The sequence below is a fragment of the bacterium genome, assembly GCA_021372615.1.
Taxonomy (GTDB): Bacteria; Armatimonadota; Zipacnadia; order Zipacnadales; family UBA11051; genus JAJFUB01.
Window position 1 is genome coordinate 63,144 of sequence record JAJFUB010000090.1, and the last position, 22,810, is coordinate 85,953.

A 22,810-nucleotide genomic window follows, 5' to 3' on the forward strand; every position below is an offset into this window, starting at 1 on the left:
CTCAGATGTACCCCAGCCCCGACAGGCGGCTCTCCACCCGCGCCAGCTCGGGCGACGTGTATCCGGAGTCCGTGGGCGCCGCAACCGAGGGTGGCGGCGGCGCATAGTGCTTGGGTGAGAGCGGAGCCAGGGCCTCGCTCAGAATCCGTCCCTCCATGTACCGCGGCACCGGTAGCCCCATGAGCGCCAGGGCAGTCGGGGCCAGGTCCCTCAGCGTGCCCGACACCGGTTCCGGGCGACAGGCAATCGCTGGGCCACAGGCGACAAGGGACCCATAGGGCCGGTGGAAGCCCTGCACGATCGGGGGCCTCAGGATGGGCGTGGGCTCGATCTCCCGCCCCTCGAAGCGCGTCCTCACCCCTTGCACCGGAGCATCCGCGTCGAACTGCACGTGCAGGTCGGCCATGATGTCAGCATGCGGGCCGTCGAACATTTCGTCGCGCCGCCATACCTGCGCCACGAGCGGCCGGCCCGTAGCAGTGTCGTGCAAGCCCACGAACATCTCGATGATGGCGTCTTCCAGTTCCTCCTGGGGTGCGCCCGGGGCGACCATGCCCAGCGGCTCGCGGCCCTGTAGGTTCAGCCAGACCTCGCCGCTAGGGTTCACCGTGTAGCTGAAGGCCCGACTGCGGGCGAAGTCTATCTGTGAGATATGCGACTGCGTGAACCCAAGCGACCAGGTGGCGGCGTCCAGAGGCCGGAAGCGACGGCGCAGGTGCCAGGGGATGCATCCGGCGACCGCGTTGCGCGCCCGTCGCCGCCAGCCGAGCGCCTGGGGTGGGGGCGCGGGCTGGCGGACCATGAGGCCCGCCTCCTCGAGGAGCGGCCGCAGATAGTCGGGCGCCTGCGGGTGGTCGCCCATGCCGTGGTCCGACACGATGAGCAGGTTGGCTCCCGGCGGCATGTGTTCGAGCATCTCGCCGAGGCGTCGGTCCACACGCTGGTAGACCTGCAGGATCGCTCCGGACAGCTCCTCGCCCAGGTCCGGGTCGCGCTCGTCGCGCCGACCCACCAGGTAATCCCAGAAGGCGTGGCCGGCGATGTCTGTCTCGCGGACGACCCCGAAGAACAGGTCGGCCTGCTCACGCGCGAGCAGGTAGTCGAAGAACTCGAAGTTCGTGTCCACGCTGTCGAGGAGGCCCTGGAGGATGTGGCGCTGACTGCGCGAATGCAGCAGGTCAACGGGCTCCAGCCAAAAGGCCGCGTTGTAGCGTCGCTGGAGATCGCGGGCGAGGGTGTCGGGGTAGGCGAAGCCGGGAGCGTGGGGAGACGGGGCCAGCCAGTCGGACACCTGCAGGCCGCGCACGGGGCGCACGGGGTAGCTCATCGGCACCCGGGCCGCAATGACGGTGCGCCCAGCCGCGCTCGCGGTCTCCCAGAAGGCAGGTAACGACCGGTCCAGAGCCGTCGGCAACCGCAGACGGTATTCGCCTGGCACCCGCTCCTGGAAGTTGTAGACGCCGTGGTGCGCGGGGCCGCAGCCGGTCGCGGCCGTGACCCACGCCGAAGACGTCAGTTGGTTGGGCGTCGACAGCAGACGACCGTGCGATCCCCGGCTCATGCACGAGGCGAGGGTAGGCAGATGCCCCTCCGCAGCCCAGCGCTGCAGGAGGGATGGTTCGAGACCGTCTAGGCCGATGATCCAGAGCGGATGATGATGGGCCGGCAAGGTGACACCTCGCGTCGTCCCCCAGCGCCTCCCGCCCCGAACAGGGCGGGCCCGATCTGTCACCAGCGGGGAACTTGGCGTGAGGCCCGGCGCAAGGTCACTTGCCTGCCGATACCACGACTGTGATCCTTGTCGCCTCGCCAGCGCTTACTGACAGGGAATGGAAGTACGTGCATAGCGACGAGGCGTGCTCCACCTATATTCCCCCTTTCTGGGGTCTCCGAAACCGGATTCTTGAGGAAAAAGATGGGGTCGTGTTGAGCCAATGCAGAGGCTACGGACGCAGGGGGGCGGCGAGGTCGTCGGTGGTGGCCAGCTTCCAGGTCTTGCCGCCGTCCGCCGACATGACGAGGGCGCGGTTGTGGTACAGGTCCGGCCAGTCTTCCTGGTACACATCGTTCGTCCAGTGGCTGTAGGAGAGGAACAGGCGTCCGCGCCGGTCTATCGTCAGCTTGTGGTAGTAGATCGAGTAGCCGGGCACGGGCGGCACGACCATGGGCTGCGCCGGCCCCCAGGGACCTTCCTTGGGTTTGCTCTGGACTGACAGGGCCGCGTAGATCTGATCGGGGTGGAACGGGTCCGCGTTGCGCCGCCACTGGCGGTAGGCGATGTACAGCGTGTCGTCGGGGCCGCAGACGAGCGAGCAGTAGGTTTGGCGTCCCTGCCCCTGCGGGCCCGTCTTGTCGTCTACGTAGCCGGCCGACAGCACCGGCTCCGGCTTCGTCCAGGCGCTGGCGTCGTTGGGGCGCAGCGACCGCACGTACTGGAAGGGCTGGCCGTGCGAGCCGAGGATGACGTGGATGTACCCCTGGCTGTCCTGGCAGATGGCGGGGACATTGTGGACGTCATTGACCGGCGGCGCGTACCCCAGGAGCACCTTCTCGCTGACCTTGCCCGTCGCCTGATCGTACGTGGCTACGTACGTCGGCACCCCCGGCGCGTCGTCGGGCGCGATCTCCCCCCACACGATGTGGGTCTTGCCGTCGCGGGTGGACGTCGAGGCGGGGCCGCCGGAGTGCTGGCACGACCCCACGCAGTTCTCCGCCACCTTGACCGGGTCGCCGAGCACGATCCTGCCGCCCTGCAGACGGGGTAGGTACAGGAACAGGTCGTGGTAGGCTGCGAACGTTGCCGGGTGTTCCTTGACGAACACATACGCCAGAACCGGCGGGGTCTGTTGCAGCGCGTTGTGGCCCGTGAACTGCTCGATGTCGAAGGCCGAGCCGGGCACCTCGGCGACCTGCCACGAGCGCCCCATGTCCGGCGTGGCCAGCAGCAGGAGGCGGTTGCCACCCTCGATGCCGATACGCAGCATGGTGTGGGCCCAGCCGGCGCCGTCGAAGGCCACCTTGGCGCCCAGGAAGCCGGACGCACCGTACATGCCCTTGTACGTGGGATAGGCGGCCTTGATCGCGTCCATGAAGGAGCGCTCGACGAAGCGCCCGTTCTCGAGCACCTGCAGGCCCGTGGACAGTGTGCGGTGCTCGGTGCGCTGGCGCATCACGGGGCTGTTGTGCAGGTCGAAGTACACCTCATTGGGCTCGAAGTCCGGGGCGTAGCCGAACTGGAAGCTCTCGTGCTCGTACGGCTGGAGGGCGATGGGGAGGGCGAGACTGCGCCCTACGGGGGACGCGCCAACGCGCACCTCCACTCCGGCGCTGGTGATGACCGCCGGGTTGGCCACAGCCTGCGCCGTAACGGTGACCGGGAACACTGCTCCGGCCTTGGCTTGTGGCGCCAGCGTGACCTGCAGCGTCACGGCACACTTGTCGCCCGGCTTGACCGTCACGGGCAGTGACGGCCCGGCAACGCTCACCTTGACCTCGGGCGGAGCCGACGCGCGGACGGCGAAGGCTGCCTCGGCGGCAGTGCTGTTGCGCAGGGCGACGGTGACGGCGGTGCTGCCGCCCGGCTGCAGGTAGCGGGCCTGGCGGTACGGGACCAGCATCCAGCGGGTTGCAGACGCCTCGAACCAGGCGCTGGTGTCGAGTGTCCACAGGAACGCCTTGCTGGGGACGATCTTCACGTGCATGTGCGCGATGTCGAGCCGCCACAGGCCGGTGCGCTCCCCGGCGGGCGCCTCGAAGACATCATCCACCCCGGTCTTGCCCAGGTCGAACGTCTTCAGCGTCTGTTGCCTGTCGTCGAGCAGGGGCATCTGCTGACGGCCGGGGTCGTGCAGCGCCTGGGCCTTGATCGTGAACTTGTCGGCCGGTGGCGCGAAGAGCAGCCGCCCGGCGATGGCCCCGTCGTTGAGCGTGATGTCGCCCTGCACGACGGCCCCCGGCGCGTTCGTGTCCAGGCCCCAGACACAGTCGCCGCTGCCGCTGATCTGCAGCCGGTAGACGCCGGGGGCTGCATCCGGCAGCTTGACCTCGGCGGACTGCAAGGCCTCCGCGGCCTTCCCGCGCGGCTGGGCGCCATCGGGCAGGTCCAGAGTGGCGACCATCCGTCGCTGCGGGTCATAGAGGGCGGCGTGTAGCGTGTCCTCGCCCTCGTAGATGTTCAGGTCGCGCTTGTAGAGCTTGAGTTGGAGCGCCCCCGCGTCCACGCGCAGCCATACGCCGTGCCCCCCGCGCACGACCGGCGGCAGTGTGGCCGCCACCGCGAAGGACGACAGCACCACCCCCAGGGTCAGGCAGACAACTGCTGTGGCTCGCATCGCAGGCTCCTGTTCTCTACTGTGGCGTGATGACCAGGGCCGTGGCCTCGGCGGGTCCGAGCTTGATCGGCAGGACGAACTTGCCCTGCTTGCTCAGGGTCTCGGCGACGCCGCCAGGCGTCATGCGCTCGATCCTCACCTGCGCGGTGGACTTCAGCCCATAGGCGGTGGGCTCGAAGCGCAGCGTGAGCGTCCGGTCCTGCTTGGGCAAGTTGACCAGCGCGATGAGCAGGCGACCGTCCTCCAGCCGCCAGGCCGTGGCCCATAGTTCGGGGGTGTGGATCGCGATGAGCGTGTTCCCCCACTGACGCCACGGGGTCTCCAGTGTGGGGATCGGCTCGGCGAACGCCGGCGGGGCGGCCATCTGCCCGTGGACGAAGAACTCGTTGACGCGCTGGCGCAATTGGGCGACGTCGCGCAGCCATCTGGTCGCCTGCTCGTTCTTGACGATGTTGGGGTCGCTCCACCACAGCTGTGCTCCGAACGCGAAGAGCTTGCCCTGCCGCACGGCCATCAGCGTCAGGTCCTGCCAGTCCGAGTTCGCCATGTACGTCCCGAACATGAGGATCTTGCCGCCATACACGGCCGGGAAGAGCGGCACGTCGTAGTCCGAGTTGTCATTGCACATCAGGTAGGCATCGAAGTACTTCGCATACGACTCGGCGTTGGACTCGGTGGTCAGCATCTTGTCGGGGTTGACGCGCGCGATCTCCTGCTGCAGGGCCCCGAGCATCTTCCAGTAACCGTCCACCCACCAGTGGCCTCCCGCCAGCGGGTGGCCGTGGCTCTTGTCGTAGCACAGCACGGCATGGGCGGCCGCCACCTGGTCTATGTAGACGGCATCCACGCCCTCTTCGCTCACGAGCTTCAGCACGATCTCCCGCACCTTGTCCTGCCAGTACGCCGTGTGGACGCACATCGGGGCCAACTCCTGCTTGGAGCCGTAGACCTCGATGTAGGGCTTGCCGTCCTCGCGCTTGGTGGCGTACTTGAAGGCCTCCGCCTTGAAGTCCTCAGTGTCAGTGTCCCACAGGCGGCCGTTGATGTACGGCATGACGCGAATCCCGGCCTGCTGCAGCTCCCGGACGCCCTCGCGGAAGCCGGGCTTGGTCGGGAAGTAGTGCGGGTAGTCGTTGTCAAACGGGATCTGGTGCCAGTTGTACCAGTGGATGGCCGTGGGGGTGCCCATCGCCTCGGCGAAGGCCTTGGTCTGCGGCACGGTCTTGTCCGCGTAGCCCGCGCCCCACTCCACCCAGGTCTGGATCTTCGTCAGCCATGTCGGGTAGTCCGAGCGGGAGAACTTGCCCGGCTCCGGCCACCACGGGGCGTTGCGGTCGAGCCAGCGGCGGTACAGGCGGCAGGCCGGGAAGTAGCCCCCGTCCACGACCGCGAGGACGAACTCGCCGGGCACGGTGAAGTTGTTGCCGGGCACGGTAGCGTTCGACGCCGGGACGATGATGCTCAGCGGCGTCCGCGGCTCCCCGGCCGTGCCCTGGGTGTCCAGGAACTTCGTGGACGCCGTCGCGTCGTGGGCGCCCACGTACAGGCCGCTGGCGCCGTCCGTGACGGCCATCCACTGCATGGCGCAGTTGCCGCTGGGGTAGTTGCCCCGGTAGCGGGTGCCGTTGAGCGTGGGGTAGGCGCGCCCGAAGCCGTTGGGCAGCAGCAGCCGGTCATCGCCCGGATCGCCGCCCAGGGCGCCGACTTCCACCACGGGTGACGTGACGCTCAGCAGGCTCCAGCCGGACGGTACTCTGTTCACCGCCAGCGACCAGGAGAGCCGGTCAGCGCCGAGCGTGGGCCGGATGACCACCTCCAGCCCCGGGAAGCTGTCGCGCTTGCAGCGGAAGCGCAGGTCGAGCGGCGCGGGCGGCAACTTCGGCGCCGTCGGCGGGAAGGGCTGCGGGACGGGCGCGGGGATCGCGAAGTCCATGCTGTCGAGGGTGCGCCTGGTCCCCTCGGCGTTGGCCAGCTCCAGACGGAACCACAGGGCCGGCGCCGACAGCAGTTCGCGCCCGTGGTCGAGGTCGTAGAGGCTGATGAGGTGGCTGTGGTCCGGCGCCGCGGCAAGGGCCAGACGCTGCCGGGCCGCCAGCAGCATGGAGCGGTCGCCCAGTGTCAGCGGCTCCCGCGCGTCCGCTTTGCGCACGAGAATCCCGTCTGCGGCCCGCTCCGCTTCGCTCAGCACGATGGCGTGCTGCCGCATCGCCCCTTCGAGCAGGGACAACATCCAGCCCAGGCGTGGTTGGGTCTGGCTGCGCTGGCGGATCGTCGCCACTTGCCCCAGCAGCTTCGCGGAGTAGACGGTGCCGCTGAGCAACGGCTGTCGGGCCTGCGCGGCGCTGGCGATGGCCCGGGCCGGGTCGTCGGCCGCGCCGATCCACAGGTCCAGGACAAAGGCCTCCGTGGACCTGTTCCAGCCCACCCACGGGCCGTGCAGGTAGCGCCCATAGTCGTTCTTGCCGTCGTAGATCCGGGGGAAGCCGAGCAGGGCGATGGCGTTCTTGCCGTCCACGAGCGCGCCCCACTGGGCACCCCCGTGGCTCTTGGCCTCGTCCTTGAACGGGGCCAGGGGCTCCGTGTCGCTGACATAGTGGGTGAACGAGTCGTCCTTGAAGAACAGCTCGAAGCAGTGCAGCTCGTTCCAGTCGAAGGTCTCATCCTGGGCGATGCTCGCCGTCAGGCGGATGTTGGGCAGGCCGGCGAAGTAGCTGTAGGTGTAGACGGCGCGGGCCTTGCCCGGCGGCTCCTTGGCGCCCTGGAGGTAACGGGCCTTGACCCGCATCTCTGCATACAGCGGCCCGGCGGCAGTGACGGTGACTTGTGGGGCCTTGTCATCCCCCAGGCGGAAGCCGCCCATCCCCGGCTGCTTGCTGTGCAGGCGGTCGTTGAGCTGGAAGCTGTCGAAGACCTTGCCGGTCTGCGGGAAGACGATCCGGGAGGGCAGGCCGCCGTTCTTGGCGGGATCGTGGGTGATGACGTAGGTGGCGTTGGTAATCGTCACAGCCTGGCCATCGCGGGTGACCTGTAGCGTCGCCTCCGTTGGCGTCGTCGGAGGCTTGACGGGGGCGAGACGGATGGTGCGTTCGCCCGCCGGCTGGGAGGGCAGCAGCAGTGCGATCTGCGCCTGCTGGCCGACGATGTCCAACTGCGCCGGGACGGCCCGCACTTGGTCACCGAGGCGCTCGGCCGCTCCGATCAGGCCGCTGCGAGGCTCCACGCCCCAGGCCCGGCGCGCATCCCCGAGCGGAACGGAGGCGATCACGGGAAGCACCGGGGCCGACACCCCCGAAGGCGCCTGCACACGCACGGCCAGGAACGGCTCCTGGGCGCAGGCGGCGGTGACGACGAGGAGCGCGAGGGCGGCGGGAGCCAGTCTCTGCATGGGGTCTTCTCCGTGCGGACGCGATGGCCCCATGTTCGCCCTCGCGGTGTGTAACGCCTGCCTCGCAGGTTGGCATCCGTCGAAGCGCGAACCTGATAGTGGCGCACACGCACGCCGCGACGCCGTGATCCTGGACGCCACCCAAGTCTCATCCCATAGGTGACACACCATGCGCACAGTGACCCTCGCCCTTTTGACTGCCCTGCTGGCCACCAGCCTCGCGCTGGCTGCCGACACCGACGGCGACGGCATCTCGGACGAGATCGAGACGCAACTGGGCCTGCTGCCCCAGGTCAAGCAGAACCTCGTGCTCATCCAGAGTAGTCCCGACCAGAAGCTCACCGACGAGCAGGCCAAGACGGCCGCGCCCGACATCCTCAGCCTCGAGGGCTGCCACGTCGGCGGCCAGCGGGTGCTGCTGAAGCTCACCTTCGCGCGCCCCGTGGACTTCATGGGCTGCACCTTCATCATCTATGCCGACCTGGACAACGACCCGAAGACCGGGCGCGTGGACCAGTACCACGGCGGCGTAGATACCATGTTCATCTTCGCTGACCGGAACCTCAGCTTCACCTTCTACGGCGGCCACGACAACGGCAACACCGGCGCCCGGATGGCCAGGGACGGCAATGTGCTCTACGTCGCCATTGACGCCCCCTTCAAGCAGGCGGCGGATGGCAAGCTCCCGGTCGGTCTGCATCTGCTGAGCCAACGCGAAGGCGGCCGAGGCGACGGCACACCCCATGTCGTCGCGCCGTTCGCGCTCTCCACGGCAACCGTGCCGAAGCTCGCGCTCGGACGTGGCGGCATCAGCCGCAGCCCGTCCGAGTACCGTTACTTCGGCGACAAGGTCTTCTACGAGAAGCTATCCGACAAGGGCCTGCGCGAGGACCAGGTCAAGCCTGTTACGCCCATCCAGTTCGGCCGCGAGCGCCCGCAGGTGCAGTATTTGAGCCAGGGCCGCCAGCCGGGCAAGCGGGGCAGCGTGGACATGCGGCGGGTGCCGGTGGAGCTGCTCGAAGAGGCCAACGTGGCGCGGCAGGCGGCCATCCTCAGCTTCGGCTTCCCCCTGCCGCAGGGCGCGCTGTTCAGTCTGGACAAGATCAAGCTGGTGGATGGCAACAAGGAGGTCCCGGCGCAGTTCACGGCGACGGGCTTCTGGCCCGATGACAGCCTCAAGTGGGTGCTGATTGATGCGACAGTGCCGCTGGCGGCGGGGGAGAGGAAGACGTTAGCGGTGGTCTGTGGCAGCAAGGTGGTGCGGTCGGATGAGACCAGCGGCAGAGGGCGGGTCGCCTTCGGGAATCCGTCCAGCATCGAGGCCTTCGTCTCGGCGCTGCCGACCGACGAGAAGACGATGCCCACCCTCCGGTTCAGCATCCCTACGGACAAGTTCCGCCCCTTCGCCGATGTCCAGCAGGGCGGCCTGATCAGCACATGGATCGTGGATGGCAATCCACTGCGAGCCACCATGGACCAGGCCGGCGCGAGCATCGTGGACGAGAGCGGCAAGACCTTCTCAATGGGCCTGAGCAAGCCCGACCGCGTCATCGTCGAGCAGAATGGTTGGCGGAAGGCCGTCATCCGCGCCGAGGGCGCCTACACCGCTGCCGATGGCTCGACATACATGCGGTATACCGCGCGGATGACGTTCCGGGCCGGCTCGCCGCTGGTGGAGACCGCGATCACGACGCTGAATGACTGGCAGAAGACGGAGTTCACCGACGTGACGTCCCTGAGCCTCGCGCTGAAGCCCACGGCGGGTGTCGGCCAGCTGACGACGTACCTCGAAGGGACGGCGAGCCGGCTAGTAGCCGGCCCCTCCGACAGCGTGACGCAGTGGGATGAGAACTCGGTCGCGGTCGGTGACCGCTCCCACGACGGCCGGGGCGCCGGGGTCGTGACGTGGAACGGCGGCGGCGCCGTCATCCACGACTTCTGGCAACGTTACCCCAAGGGTATCCGCCTGCAGGACGGGCAGGTGGTCTTCGATCTCCTGCCCCAGCAGCCCTCAGCCGACTATGGCAAGGACCTCCCCTACTGGGCCATGTTCAACCTGTGCGAGGGCAAGTACCGCTTCAAGTGGGGCATGGCCTTCACCGAGAAGATCAGCCTCGACTTCTCCGGCAAGTTGAAGCCGGAGGAGCTGTGGGCCGAGGCCCAGGTGCCCGTCGTCCCCGTCATCCCCGCCACATGGTACGCCGAGACCCGGGCCATCGGGCCCGTGGCCGTGCCGCGGGGCAAGCAGTTCGCCCAGTGGGACAAGTTCGTGACGGACAGCTACGCCAACTACATGGCCGAGAAGGCGCGCTCGCGCGAGTACGGCTTCCTCAACTACGGCGACTGGTTCGGCGAGCGCGGGCGCAACTGGGGTAACAACGAGTACGACCTGGCCCACGGACTCTTCATGCAGTTCGTCCGCACCGGCAACCGCGACCTGTTCCGCTGGGCCACCAAGACTGCTCAACACCGCGCCGACGTGGACACCATCTGGTTCTACCCGGACCTCCGCAACGTCGGCGCCAACCCTCCGCACTCCATTGGCCACACGGGCGCGTGGACGGAGATCACCGAGCGCAGCACCTGGTCGTGCCGCTACGACGGCATGTACACAGCCTCCAACGGGCACAACTGGTGCGACGGGCTGATGGATGACTGGATGCTCACCGGCAACCCGCGCGCGATGGAGTCGGGCCTGGCCTTCGGCGAGCACGTGGCCTGGGCGATGGCGCCCAGCTTCACCGCCCTGGGCACCCACGAGCGCTCGGCCGGGTGGTCGCTGCGCGCGATCATGGCGGTGTACAAGGCCACGTACGACCCGGTGTATCTCGACGCAGCCAAGAAGATCGTGGCCGTGGCGCTCAAGGAGCAGAAGCTCGATCAGGGCGGCGCGTGGCCGCATGTGCTGCCGAAGGACCATGCGGGCTGGGAGCAGGGCGCCGTGGGCAACAACCTGTTCCTGATCGGCATCCTGCTGGGCGGCCTGCAGGCCTACCACGAGGAGACCCAGGACCCGGCGGTGCTCAAGTCGCTGGAGGCGGGGGCCGCGTGGGTGGCCAAGTGCTTCGACGAGAAGGCGGGCGGCTGGCCGTACTCGTGCAAGGCCGACGGCACGCCGCTGTACAAGGCGTCCACCTCGCTGGACCAGCTCATCATCGGGGCGCTGGCGTACGTCGGGCGCGTGACCAAGAACGAGCAGTTGCTGCACATTGCCAGCGAGGCGATGGCGGCGGCGACCTCGTCGTCACCGGGCGGCAGCGGCAAGGGCATGGCGCAGTTCATCTTCTTCACCAGCGGCACGCTCGCCGAGTTGCAGCAGTACTACGCCCGGACACTGCCCGACAAGGGCGTGAACGTCCTGGATGGCAGCCCCGAGAGCATGGCGAGGCTGCTCATCCGCACCGCCACCAGCGACCGCCACAGCGTCCGCGCGCCGGACCAGAAGGTCTTCTACGTCGAGAACACGCTGGACATGGCGGAGCTGACGCTGCGGCGCACCCCGCATGGCGCGATGAACAAGCGCGCGGAGTTCGCGACCGTCCAGGTGCTGGGCCTCGGCAGGCAGGTCGTCTGGCAGAACAAGTGCAGCACCGACGAGGCCCACGAGTTCACCGTGCCGGTGACGGGGAAGGGCGCGGTGCAGTACAAGGTCATCATTGATGACGACCAGCGCGGCGTGTGGTCACTGTCAGGCGATCACGTGCAGATCGTGGCGCAGACGAGTGCCGACTTTCGCATCGGCGGGGTCGGCCGGTCGCGCTTCTACTTCATGGTGCCGCAGGGGACCAAGGAGTTCAGCCTCAGGCTCGTGGGCGTACACACGGGCCCATACGGGGCGGTGGTGCTCGACCCGGCCGAACAGGTCGCGGGGACCTTCCAGGGCAACAACCCCGGCGCGGCCCTGATCGTCGGCGCGGCTCCCGCGGCCGGTGGCCCGCCGCCCGGCCATCCCGAACTGGGCACACTGACGATCAAGCCCCCGGCCACCCAGACGGGCAAGATCTGGAGCGTGATCCTGACCGCGGCCGGCGACATCGGCATCAGCCTGGAGGGCGTGCCGCCGTACCTGGCGCTGTCGCCAGAGGCGTGGTTTGAGGTGGAGTAGGGTCGTGTAGGGCGGGAGCTCGTACCCCGCCCCGCATGGCACCAAGCGAACGACAGGGCGGGGTACGAGCCCCCGCCCTACAGCGCGTGCCTGCCCTATCGTCGCGCCACTGCCGGCCGGTAGCTCCACGCCTGCCACCGCAGCATCTCCCACAGCTTCTCGTGGCTCAGGCCCGCCGGGCTGCTGGTGGAGCCGAAGCGACGCTCCGTGATGGCCGGCTCGTCAACCACCTTCGGGTACAGCGGCATCGCCGGGATGCTCACCTCCAGCGGCATGTCGCCTTGCGCCTGGCTCTGGGCAATGAACTCCGCCAGCACGTGCAGGAACTCCGCGGGGCCTACGTCGGTGAAGCTGGCCTTCAGTCTCCCCGCCAGGCGCCGCTCGTCCATCATGATCGCATACTGTGCCGCGGCCCCGGCCACGATGTCCTCGCGCTTGATCGTCAGCGGCCGGTCCAGGTGCAGCGGGGGCTCCGTCGGCCCGAGCAGGCGCTGGACCGGAAGGCGGTCGGGCCAGCAGTGGTTGCGCCAGGCGTAGTCCACGGCGAAGCAGAACAGGCCCAGCATGTCGGCGCACGAGAAGCTCGTGCCGAAGGCCGTCGTGTAGTTGAAGTCCGCCAGCACCCGCTGCGCCAGCTCCCCGACCTGCTCCCACGTCAGCCACTGCACCGGGTCCTCTTCGTCGCGCTCGCACAGTTGCGTGTAGTTCGTCAGGTTCACCCCGCCGACGCCCTTGATCCACCGCAGGAGCTTGCGCACGAACGTGTACGCCGCCTCCTGGTCCTCGGGCGACCGGGGCTGCTGAGGCGCAAAGTGCGCCGGGCGGGGGAACGGGCCATGCACGCCCTTGCGGAAGAGCACCGCCCATTCGTCGAGCGCCCACTCGGACGTGACGAAGCAGACGGGATGGCCGGCGAAGCTGATGAAGCTCCTCGTCTGGGCCATCGCCTCGAACTGCTCCTGCACGGCGCGCAGGTCGGCCTCGGGGTCGGCGGGGGGCTTGAGGCGGTCGAAGTGCAGGTAGTCCACACGCTGCTGGCACGTGCCCTGGTTCGAGATCACGCAGTTGCTGCGCGGCCACGACAGCCAGTTCATGATCCAGCCGCGGGGCCCGCCCGCCCAACAGCGCACCCCGGCGAGCTTGAGTGCGTACTGCAGCGGGGCGGACTGCTGCGCCTGGTGGCAGCACCACGCGACGGGGAACTGGCCGGTCATCTCCGCCAGGTCGTGCAGGCCGGGCAGCTCGACGCTGAGGGCGTACTTGACCGCCTTGTCCCACGGCATCTCCTGCCCGTACACGAGTGCGGGGATGGGGAAGTCGGCCCAGTAGTTGCCATGGGTGCAGACCTCATGCTGACTGAGGGCTGCCAGCACATCCCGTCGCCCGCGCTGGCGCATGGTGCGCGCCTTCTCGCCCGCGATGAACATCGAGCAGGGGACTTCCTCCTCGGTGAAGATCTGCGACAGGCGCAGGGCAGCATCATCCGAAGCGGGATTGACGACATCCTCGACATCAAAGGCGAAGACGACGTCTATCATGGCAGCCTCCTGCAGAGGCGGCGGACCCCGCCGCTGGCCGTGGGGCCCGCCGCACACGACGCGGCACCCACGGCCTTGTGTCTACGGTAGCTTGAACATCGCCGCGGCCGTCTTGTGGCTGATGGTATCGCGGGCGACGATCTTCCACTGCCCGGGCGGGTCATTGAGGGCGAACTGTATCTGGCAGGTCGCCGTCCCGTCCTCCTTGGGCTGGCTGGAGCCCTTGGTCCACACGTTGCGCCCGTACTCGCGTCGCTCCTGGCCGTCCGGCCCGAAGACCTGTACCTGGATCACTTGCGCCCCTGCCGAGCCCGTCTGGACAAGCTGCATGGCGCAGTCCACCGTCGGCCCGACTTGACCGCCTGGGGCGGGACGTCCCGGACCGCCCGCTGTCACGCGGGCGCTGGCCGTGAGACCCTTCACCTCGTACGGCAGCCGGGCGAAGAGCTTGGCCCGCGCCGGCGTGAACTGTGTCTGCCACTCCGACACGTAGCCCAGGTACTGCCCGGTCCGCATATCATAGGTGTGTTGCTTCCGGTCCATCGTGACGGTCGCCGTTACGGGCTGCTCCGCGGCGCTGTTGCGGTACTTGAGGAACGCCACATACTCGGTGGCGAGGCCGTGGAAGACCACGGTCTCGACATGACGCAGCGGGTCGCCATTCGCCACGACGAAGGCCGGCGGCTTGACGCCCTTGGTGGCCAGCAGGTCGCACAGCACCTGCCAGTGGGGCAGCGCTTCCGGGGACAGGCGCAGGCTGTAGGGCGCTGCGAAGCCGTAGTTGAGCAGCACCGCGCGGCCCTTCCCGGTGGTCTTCGTGATGACAAGGGGCGTCTCTCCGGCCTGGCCGAACGCCCTGCCGTCGGCCACCTGCACCGCCTCATCCACGTCCAGGCGGGTCAACTCCAGACGCTTGCCGTTGCTCTCGACGGACCCGGTCTGGTTCTTGAGCACGCCCTTGCCGGCGATGCGCTTGACGCCGAAGAGGTCATCGAGCATCCCGGGGCTCTGGGGCTTGCCGTGCTGGTCGCACACGCCCGGGCGGACGTCGGCGATGAGCAAGCCGCCTTCCGTCACGTACGTGCGCAGGGCCGCCGCTTCGCGGGGCGAGAGGGCCTGCGAGTAGGGCAGGATGAAGACCGGGAAGCGCTTGGGGTCAATCCCCCGCTGCTCGATCTGCTCGTAGGCATAGCACGTGTACTGCAGCCCCATGTCCTCGAGGGCGCCGAAGGTCTGCAGCCAGATCCCGTCCAGCCGCCCCCACGATGGGTCCCAGGTCGAGGCGTGCAGGGACGCCTGCGAGTAGTGGACGCCGATGCCGCTGTCCTCGCGCTTGGCCGCCATGAGCGCCTGGCCCTCGCCGGCGCGCAGTTCCTTCATCTCCTCGCTGGCCCAGCGGAACGCGGGGTACACGGTGCCGCTGGGGGTGATGGCATCCATCGGGCAGACCGACCGGCTGCCATGCTGCACCGCATACCACCACATGCTGTTGAAGCCGTTGAGGATGCCCTTCCACGGCCACATGCGCTCCTCGTCCTCGGTGCGGTGCTCGAAGTAGCCGCCATACCACAGGCCCAGGAGCGTGTTAGGCTTGGCGAAGGAACGCAGGAACTCCCACTGGGTCGGCTGGTGGAAGTAGACGTTGCACATGGTGAAGGCCCGCATGAGCTGCCACCAATCGTTGCCCGAGCAACTGTCAGTGGAGAAGGGCCCGTCGAAGCCAACCTCGGCCTGTGGGTCGCCCTGGCGGATGGCCTGCCTGGCCCGCTCCATCATGCGCGCGTAGACGAACTCCATGTGCCGCCGATGGTCCACCCACCGCGCCGGCTGGTTGAGCTTACGGGCGTCCGCCAGCGTGATCGGCTCGGCCTCGTCCATGCTCTGATAGCTCGTCCCCCACGAGGCATTCAGGGCCGCCACGTTGGGGTACTGCGTCTTGAGCCACTCGCGTAGATCGGCCGTGCACGAGGGCGAGAAGCAGACGTCCACCGCGTCGCGCGCCAGGAAGCACTCATCGCCCAGCGTATAGGCGCGCGGACCGTACGGGGCCAGCTCCGCGCCGGTCTTGGTGAGGCTCTCCAGGTGGCCCGTGAGGAACTTGGGGTCGGTCAGGCACGGCTTGCGCACCAGTTCCTTGCCGTCGTACGAGTAGCGGGTCGCGTAGGGGATGTTGTCCACGTTGTGCCGCTGTAGCCAGGTCTGCCCCGGCGTCTTCGTCGGCCCGTTGGTGTGCATGTCCACGCCGCAGGCGTCGAGTTGACGCATCTGAAGGGCGCGCATGAAGGAGTTGTAGTTGCTGGCGGCGCTCCACACGGCATGGGCGTAGTTGCCCCGACTGCGCTGCAGGGGCACATACAGGTCGGCATCCGCCCGGGCGATGGCGGCCTCCGCGATCGGCTGCTTGCCGGTGGCGGCGGGTGCGAGGTAGGCCGTGACGCGGGCATACTCCGAGACGGGGGCCACCAGGGAGAAGGGCAGTTGCAGCGCGTCGCGGCCCACGGGGACGGCTGCTACCTGGCGCACGATCTCGCGGCCGTAGGTATCCACCGCCGAGAGCACGACTTTCGTATTCGCCGGCGCCGGCGCGGAGAGCTTGACCTCCGCCGTCACGACCTCCCCGTCCTTCGCGGCAGGCTTGTCGAGCGTCAGGGAGGCGATGTTGAGCGCCGACGTGACCTCGAAGGCCGTCGAGGCCCAGTTGGCCGTGGCACTGCCCAGGCGGACGATGACATCGGCGAAGTACTTCCCGGCCGGCAGCAGCGGCAGGGCCGCCTGCGCCGCTCCGCCCTTCACCGGCCGTGTCGCGGTCAGGAAGACATGGTTGTCCAGGTTGCGGACGGTGAACGTGGCTTGCAGGTCGCCGGGGGCCCCCTGCACACTCAGCTTCAGCGGTGTCTTCGGCAGCGCCTCACGCTCGACGGAGGTCGCCCCGGGCCCGAACGCCGTGAGGGTGACCTTCGGCTCCTTCCTGGCTGCCCACTGGATCGCGCGGATAGCCAGCGACTGGTAGTAGTCGTAGTGCAGTTCCCGCCACGAGGTCTGGTCGGAGTCGGGTAGCACGGGGGTGATGAACTCGTAGATGGGACGGCCGGGGTAGTTGAGGAGGGCCAGTCGCCCCTCGCGGAACTGGCGGAGTTCGAGGATCTCCTCGGGCTTCATCTGGTCGAGGACGGGGAGCGCCGCGAGGGGGACGCCGCCGAGGACCGCCTGGGCCGGCGAGACGCCGGCACTGGGCGGTGTTGTCGTCGCGGTAGAGGGCGTTGTTGTGGCGGCGGCACTGGGCGGTGTGGTGGTGCCTACGAGCGGCTTGGCGAACAGCCGGTCCACGAGCTTGTTGCGCCCGAACTTGTGGTAGCCCACCACGAGCCCGGTGCCGTTGCGGACCTTCTCCATGAGCGTGTACAGATGCTCGCGGGGGAGCTTGTCCCAGGTCATCATCCCGGCCACGATGACGTCGTAGTCGCCCTGGAGCTTGCGGCCGAGGTCGGCCGCCGTCTCCTCATACGAGGCGCCGTCGGCAGGGGCGTACGGGCCGCTGCCGGACGTCCAGCCGAGGTCGTCCTGCGACAGGCACTCGACCACCTGGTAGTCCAGGTCCATGCGCTCGGCCAACTCGATGACCTCGCGCACGGAGTAGCGGGGCACGATGAACAGGGCGCGCACCTTGCCGCCGGCGTAGGGCTTGGCCCACGCGATGTGCGGGGAGACGTACTCCTCGGTGATCTGGAAGAAGTCCGGCTCCATGCGATACGCAAAGAGCGGCGTGACCAGCAGCAGGGCGAGTGCGACGGCGAGCAAGCGGTTCATCGGTCGGCTCCTCGTGGACCGCGGGCTTTCCAGCCCGCGTTGGCGTGTACCGAACGGCTGAAGGCGCGGGCTGGAAAGCCCGCGCTCCTCGTCAGTCCGTCAACAGCGCATCGAACTTCAGGTCCCACAGGGCCTCGCGGTACTTGGCGATGGCCTCGGCCGCCCGTTGCTCGGCGACGAAGTCCCCGCCCCTGTAGGCCTCTGCGGCCGTCGCGATCGCCTCGAACATGGGCACCAGCGCCTGCTTCCACTTGGCCGGGTCGCTGGAGTGGGCGATCAGGTCGTCCAGCTTGGCCCGCTCCCCGCGGACGTTGAAGCCCGAGACGCCCGTGTCATTGAAGTCGAGCTTGCGCAAGCGGTCGGCCACTTGCGGGGCGATCGCGCGCAGGTGCTGCAGGGACGGGGCGTTGGCCTGGCGGTAGAAGTCCCAGAACGCCAGCCGCACCGAGCGCAGGCCGGGCTTGTACGTGAGGCCCGTGCTCACGGGGTAGCTCCCCACGGTCACGCGGGCGCTCTGGGCCTGCTCGGGGAGCATCAGCACCGCGCACGGACCGGCACTATCGGCGTTCGTGGCGAAGTCAAAGACCGTGTCCTGATAGAAGAGCCACCAGTCCTGTGCAGGCTGCAGCGTGGCGTCCTTGCCCTGCTCGATCGTGCCCGAGGGGCCGATGACCTGGCGCCAGCCGTCGCGCTTGTTCCAACTGGTGAAGTAGCTGGGGAAGCAGCGCAACTGGAGGCTGAGCGAGGTCAGGGGGGCGTTGGCGGCAACCTCGCAGGCGAGGTAGTCGGTGTCGGGCTCCAGCAGGAAGCGCAGGCGCACAGGCGTAGGCTGGGCGGGGAAGAGCACCTCGATCAGGCCGCGCTCGCCGCGCTCAACCACCCGCAGCGGCAGCGGGCGCGTGTTGCCCAGGGACTTGCCGTTGGCCACGACATCCATGAACCCGCCGCCATACCAGTTGGTGCTGCCGGGCACGGGCATGCCCAGGTAGCCCTCGGCGGTCGCCTTCGCGCCGCCTTGCTGGTCCCAGTAGCCGTTGTAGCTGATGCCGTAGCGGACGGCGCCGTTGCTCAGGATCAGGCTGTGGCCCACCTGATCGCTCCCGGCGGCGGGCCCCTCGGTCACCGGCCTGATTTGCTGCCCGCCGTCAGCGACCTGCACGCCGGTAGGCGCCGCGGCGGCCGCCCCCGCCAACGCGCACATCCCCATGAGTACGAGCCACAGGCCCGTGGCGAGTATCCGCTTCATGTGCGCCTCCCTTGCCGTGCACCCGGCCGACAGGGGACTGCTTCGGCGGGGGCGTTCCCATTTCCTCCGCCGGCAAGGAACCACGGCCCCCGGCGCCGAAACCTCCCGCACCTCACGGAGGAAGACTGCCATGCGTGTGCTCTGTGCGCTGCTCGTTTTCGTCGCGGTCGTGCCGGCGGCGGCCGCCTCGTTCCCGGTGCTCAGTGATGCCGGCCAGGCAGTGATCGTCGTCCAGAAGGACGCCGACAAGGAAGCCAAACAGGCCGTCGAAGACCTGGCCCTGTACCTCAAGCGCGCCACCGGCAAGGACTTCCGGACGGTGTCCGAACGCGCGTATGACGTGAACATGGGCCTGCCGATCTACGTCGGCTGGACCGTGGCCACCAACCGCGCCCTGGGGACGAAGCTACGCCGGCTGGACCGCGATGCCTACCTCGTCTCCATCACGCCCGAGCGGATCATGCTGGCCGGGCCGCAGCCCTGGAGCACGTACTGGGCCGTCTGCCAGTTCCTCGAGGACGTCGTCGGCGTGCGCTGGCTCATCCCCGGGCCGCTGGGTGAGGATGTGCCGCAGTGCCAGACGATCCTGGCCCCGGTGGGGGAGAGGACCTACACCCCCGTCGTGCTCTCCCGCCTGTGGAGCGGGGCGCACCACGGCGGCGTGTGGAACCTCCGCCAGCGCATCCACGGCCGCTACAACTTCCACCACAACCTGCTGAACATCTTCACCGTTGAGAAGTACTGGGCCATGCACCCGGAGTACTTCCCGATCCACGGCACGGAGCGCTACAAGCCCGGCGGCAAGGACGACAATAGCTGGCAGCCGTGCATGGGCATCGAGGGCACCGTGCAGGTGGCCGCCGACGCCGCCCGCGAGGCCTTCCGCAACGATCCGAGCCTCGAGTCGTTCTCGTACGGGATGAACGACGGCGGCGGCTGGTGCGAATGCCCCGCCTGCAAGGCCATTGACAAGCCCATGCCCTCCTGGCACGGCTTCTCGGGCGACAAGTCCGTGCTCTTCTATACCTGGCTCAACCGCATCGCGGCGAACCTGGAGCAGGACTACCCGGACAAGAAGCTCGGCTGCCTGGCGTACTCCGCGGCCATTCTACCCCCGCCGGGCATGAAGCTGCACCGCAACATCATCCCGTACTTCACCAGCAACCGCGCCGACTACTTCGACCCGGCTTTCCGCGCCCAGGACCAGCAACTCGTCAAGTGGTGGTCGCAGCACACCACGCAGATGGGCATCTATGACTACGCCTACGGCGTGGGCTTCGCGGTCCCGCGCATCTACAACCACCTCTTCCAGCAGGCGGTACAGTATGCCGTGGCCCACAAGGTCCGCGGCTTCTACGCCGAGGTCTACCCCAACTGGGGCCTGGACGGGCCCAAGCTATATGTCATGTCGCGGATCGTCTGGAACCCCAAGGTCAGCGTGGACGCCCTGACCGCCGACTGGAATGAGCGCATGTTCCGCGAAGCGGCCGCGCCCATGAAGCGGTACTTCAAGCTGGCCGAGGACGCCTGGGCCCACCAGCAGGGCCACGGCGCGTGGGCCTATCGCCTCGCCGGCGACCCGGCGCAGTTCGCCATCTTCCCCCCGAAGATCATGGCCGAGATGACCGCCTGCCTGGACGAGGCGGCGAAGCTCGCCCAGAGCGACCTGGTCAAGCAGCGGATCCAGTTCTTCCGCAAGACGTGGGAACTCACGCTGATCCTCGGGACGAACTACTGGGCCGGGGCGCAGGTGCAGGAGCTGATCGAGAAGCAGGCGCCGATGGAGCAGATCGCTCAGGCCATGCGCGAGATGGCCGATCATGTCTCCACCGTGGATGGCGACAAGGTCATGCGCGAACTCACCGCCAAGGACCCCGTCGCCTACTTCCCGCCCCTCGCCGGCTGGTTTGAGCCGCTCAAGGGCGGCGCCGAGACCAACGCCACCCGCTACTTCGCCTGCACGGTGGCCAATGACGCGGTGGCGCTCGCCCGCAAGGAGGGCAAGCTCAACGGACCGCAGATCCGCGCCAACGTGGATCGCCGGGTGTCGGATATCTTCGGCCAGGGCGGCTCGGAGAAGTACCGGGCCACGGTGGCCCGGCTCCGCGACATGGCCCTGAAGGTCGGCTGCGCGGCGAAGGCTGACGGCCCGATGAAGGTGGACGGGGTGCTGGACGAACCCATCTGGCAGCGGGCCGATGTGCTGACCGACTTTATTGTCTGGGGCAGCAGCCAGCCCTCCGAGTTCGTCACGAAGGTCCGCCTCGTGCACGACGGCAAGAGCCTGGTCGTGGGCCTGGAATGCCCGCAGGACACCAGCAGCCTGGTCGTCCAGGCGGCCCCGCGCGACGGCAACACCTGGAAGGACGACTCCGTCGAGATCTTCGTCAACAAGGGCATGGAGGCCCAGCCGTACGCCCAGTTCATCCTCAACGCCGCCGGGGCGTTCTTCGACCAGTACGACACCGACGGCAGCGGGGACTACGCCGCCCATCTCGCCAAGAACTTCAACGCCTCCTGGGCTGCGAAGGTCTACCCCGACAAGTGGACCGGCGAGGTGCGCATTCCGCTGGACGAACTGGGCATCAAGCCCGCGCCGGACACGCTGATCCGCATGAACTTCGTCCGCAACGCGCACCAGGGCAAGGAGACCCGCATCTCCGCCTGGTTCTCCAGCCTCCGCGCCCACGCCGACCCGCTGAGCCGGGGGTGGATACTGTTTGAGTGATGAGTGCGGAATGATGAGTGATGAATGGGGATTGGATGGGATGGGGATGGGGATGGCTGGAGGCGGGGCCGTTGAGCGCCGGAGGCGCGGCTTAGCCTAGGCGGGGGCGGAAGCCCCCGTCCTGCGGCATCCCCCCTCCTGATCTTGCCTTTGCCGGCGTCCGCCGGACGCCTGGCGGCCCGCAGGGCCGCACCACAGCCGGGCACTTCAGTGCCCGGTCCCAAGAGCCCCTCCCTCCTCAGATCGGCGGGGAGAGGGCACACCTACGTAATGGGAGCAGATGATGCATCCTATGCTGACACTCACAGTCCTCCTCCTCGTCCTGGCGACCGTGGCCTGCGCCATGCCCGCTCACAAGGGCATGCCCGTCGAGGTCGCTGGCGACTGGCAAGTCAAGGTTGGTCCCGGGCAAGTGACGCTCGGCGGCCGCCAGATCACGCTGGCCGAACCCGTTACCGTCGCCATCGCCCCTGTGGCCGTCGTCTCCGTGCGCGATGAGGAGACGCCGCGCCTGCCGATGTACGACGAGAAGACCGGCCCGTGGCGGCGCGGGCTGCACCCGAAGGCTCTGCTGGCCCAGGAGTGCGTGTGCACCGGGTTGCTCGTGGCGGGGAGCCTGAAGGTCAAAGCCGGGCCCGGCGCGGCGCAGATCTTCGAGCCCGGCAAGGACGTCCGCGTGGAGGAGTACTGGACGGGCGTTGGCCGCGTCGAGGGCGGCCCGCTTGGCGATAGCCAGAAGGTGTGGCTCGACTACGATTACGTCCCCTGCCGGCTCGACAGCATCGTCGTGGACGCGGCCGGCCAGGTGAAGGTCGTCCCCGGCACGCCCGCCCCGAACATGGCCCGGCCCCCGACCCTCGCCGAGGGCGAGACAGCCATCGCCCGCGTCTGGCTACAGGGCCCGACGGCCAAGCTGGCTGACATCAACCTGTACCCCATCGAGCCGGAGGCGCCGGTCGTCGCCGCCCCCGTCGCTGACAAGCTTCTGCCCAAGACGCTCGCTAAGCTACGCAACGGGCAGAAGGTGCTGATCGTCGCCTGGGGCGATAGCGTCACGGCCGGCTCGGGCTGCGGCGGCCAGCCGCAGTACTGGTACCAGAACCGCTTCGGCGTCGAGCTGCACGAGCGCTTTCCACAGTCCGAGGTCGAGGTCAGGACAGCCGGCTGGGGCGGGCGCAACAGCAGGACCTACATGGACCAGCCGCGCGGGGCGCAGTTCGACTTCGTCCGCGATGTGCTGGAGCCCAAGCCCGACCTCGTCGTCATCGAGTTCGTCAATGACTCGTATCTGAGCGGCGAGGCGCTGGTCAAGCAGTATGACGAGATTGTCCAGAAGATCGGCGGCAACGGCAGTGAGATCATCTTCCTGACGCCCCACCTGGTGCGGCCGGACTGGATGAAGCTCGACGACCCGCGCGTGGACGACGACCCCCGGCCATACGTCCGCGACCTGCGCCAGTACGCTGCCGACCACAGCATCGCGCTGGCCGACGGCTCGGCCCGCTGGTGCCGCCTGTGGCGCCAGGGCCTCCCGTACATCATCTACGAGGCGAACTGGATCAACCACCCGGAGGCGAAGGGGCTGCAGCTCTTCGTGGACGCGCTCATGGCGTTGTTCCCGGAGAAGTAGCCGGGGTCTGTCCCCGGCGGCGGCCGGCGTAGCCGGTCGC

General features: G+C 68.3%; 9 protein-coding genes. 3 read left to right on the forward strand and 6 right to left on the reverse strand.

Going from position 1 to position 22,810, the window contains the following annotated elements; translation table 11 throughout:
- Position 1: 1 nt before the first annotated feature.
- The 3 genes from LLH23_13415 to LLH23_13425 form a co-directional block, all read right to left on the reverse strand.
- Positions 2-1,669 (reverse strand): alkaline phosphatase family protein, encoded by a 1,668-nt coding sequence (locus LLH23_13415; protein MCE5239469.1) that lies wholly within the window; start codon positions 1,667-1,669, stop codon positions 2-4.
- A gap of 274 nt (positions 1,670-1,943) precedes the next feature.
- Positions 1,944-4,331 carry a BNR repeat-containing protein gene (locus LLH23_13420; GenBank protein MCE5239470.1) on the reverse strand — a complete coding sequence of 796 codons (2,388 nt, stop codon included), beginning with the start codon at positions 4,329-4,331 and terminating at the stop codon, positions 1,944-1,946.
- 16 nt (positions 4,332-4,347) lie between these two features.
- Positions 4,348-7,716, reverse strand: a complete 3,369-nt coding sequence (locus tag LLH23_13425) for a DUF6259 domain-containing protein (GenBank protein ID MCE5239471.1) — start codon at positions 7,714-7,716, stop codon at positions 4,348-4,350.
- Positions 7,717-7,885: 169 nt separating this feature from the next.
- Between LLH23_13425 and LLH23_13430 the strand changes: the two genes are divergently transcribed.
- A complete protein-coding gene (locus tag LLH23_13430; GenBank protein ID MCE5239472.1) occupies positions 7,886-11,821 on the forward strand; it encodes a hypothetical protein in 3,936 nt (1,311 codons plus the stop codon).
- 95 nt (positions 11,822-11,916) lie between these two features.
- On the opposite strand, the gene LLH23_13435 is transcribed toward LLH23_13430, so the two are convergent.
- From LLH23_13435 to LLH23_13445, 3 genes are all read right to left on the reverse strand, one after another.
- Positions 11,917-13,359 carry a hypothetical protein gene (locus LLH23_13435; protein MCE5239473.1) on the reverse strand — a complete coding sequence of 481 codons (1,443 nt, stop codon included), beginning with the start codon at positions 13,357-13,359 and terminating at the stop codon, positions 11,917-11,919.
- A gap of 81 nt (positions 13,360-13,440) precedes the next feature.
- Entirely contained in the window at positions 13,441-17,166 is a 3,726-nt protein-coding gene (locus tag LLH23_13440; GenBank protein MCE5239474.1) for a beta-galactosidase, read from the reverse strand.
- A 91-nt stretch (positions 17,167-17,257) separates the two neighbouring features.
- On the reverse strand, positions 17,258-18,412 hold the full coding sequence (locus LLH23_13445) for a hypothetical protein (protein ID MCE5239475.1): 1,155 nt from the start codon (positions 18,410-18,412) through the stop codon (positions 17,258-17,260).
- Positions 18,413-18,542: 130 nt separating this feature from the next.
- On the opposite strand from LLH23_13445, the gene LLH23_13450 reads away from it, so the two are divergent.
- Positions 18,543-21,140 (forward strand): DUF4838 domain-containing protein, encoded by a 2,598-nt coding sequence (locus LLH23_13450; protein ID MCE5239476.1) that lies wholly within the window; start codon positions 18,543-18,545, stop codon positions 21,138-21,140.
- A 292-nt stretch (positions 21,141-21,432) separates the two neighbouring features.
- Positions 21,433-22,770, forward strand: coding sequence for a GDSL-type esterase/lipase family protein (locus LLH23_13455; protein MCE5239477.1), 1,338 nt, complete (start codon positions 21,433-21,435; stop codon positions 22,768-22,770).
- Positions 22,771-22,810 lie beyond the last annotated feature (40 nt).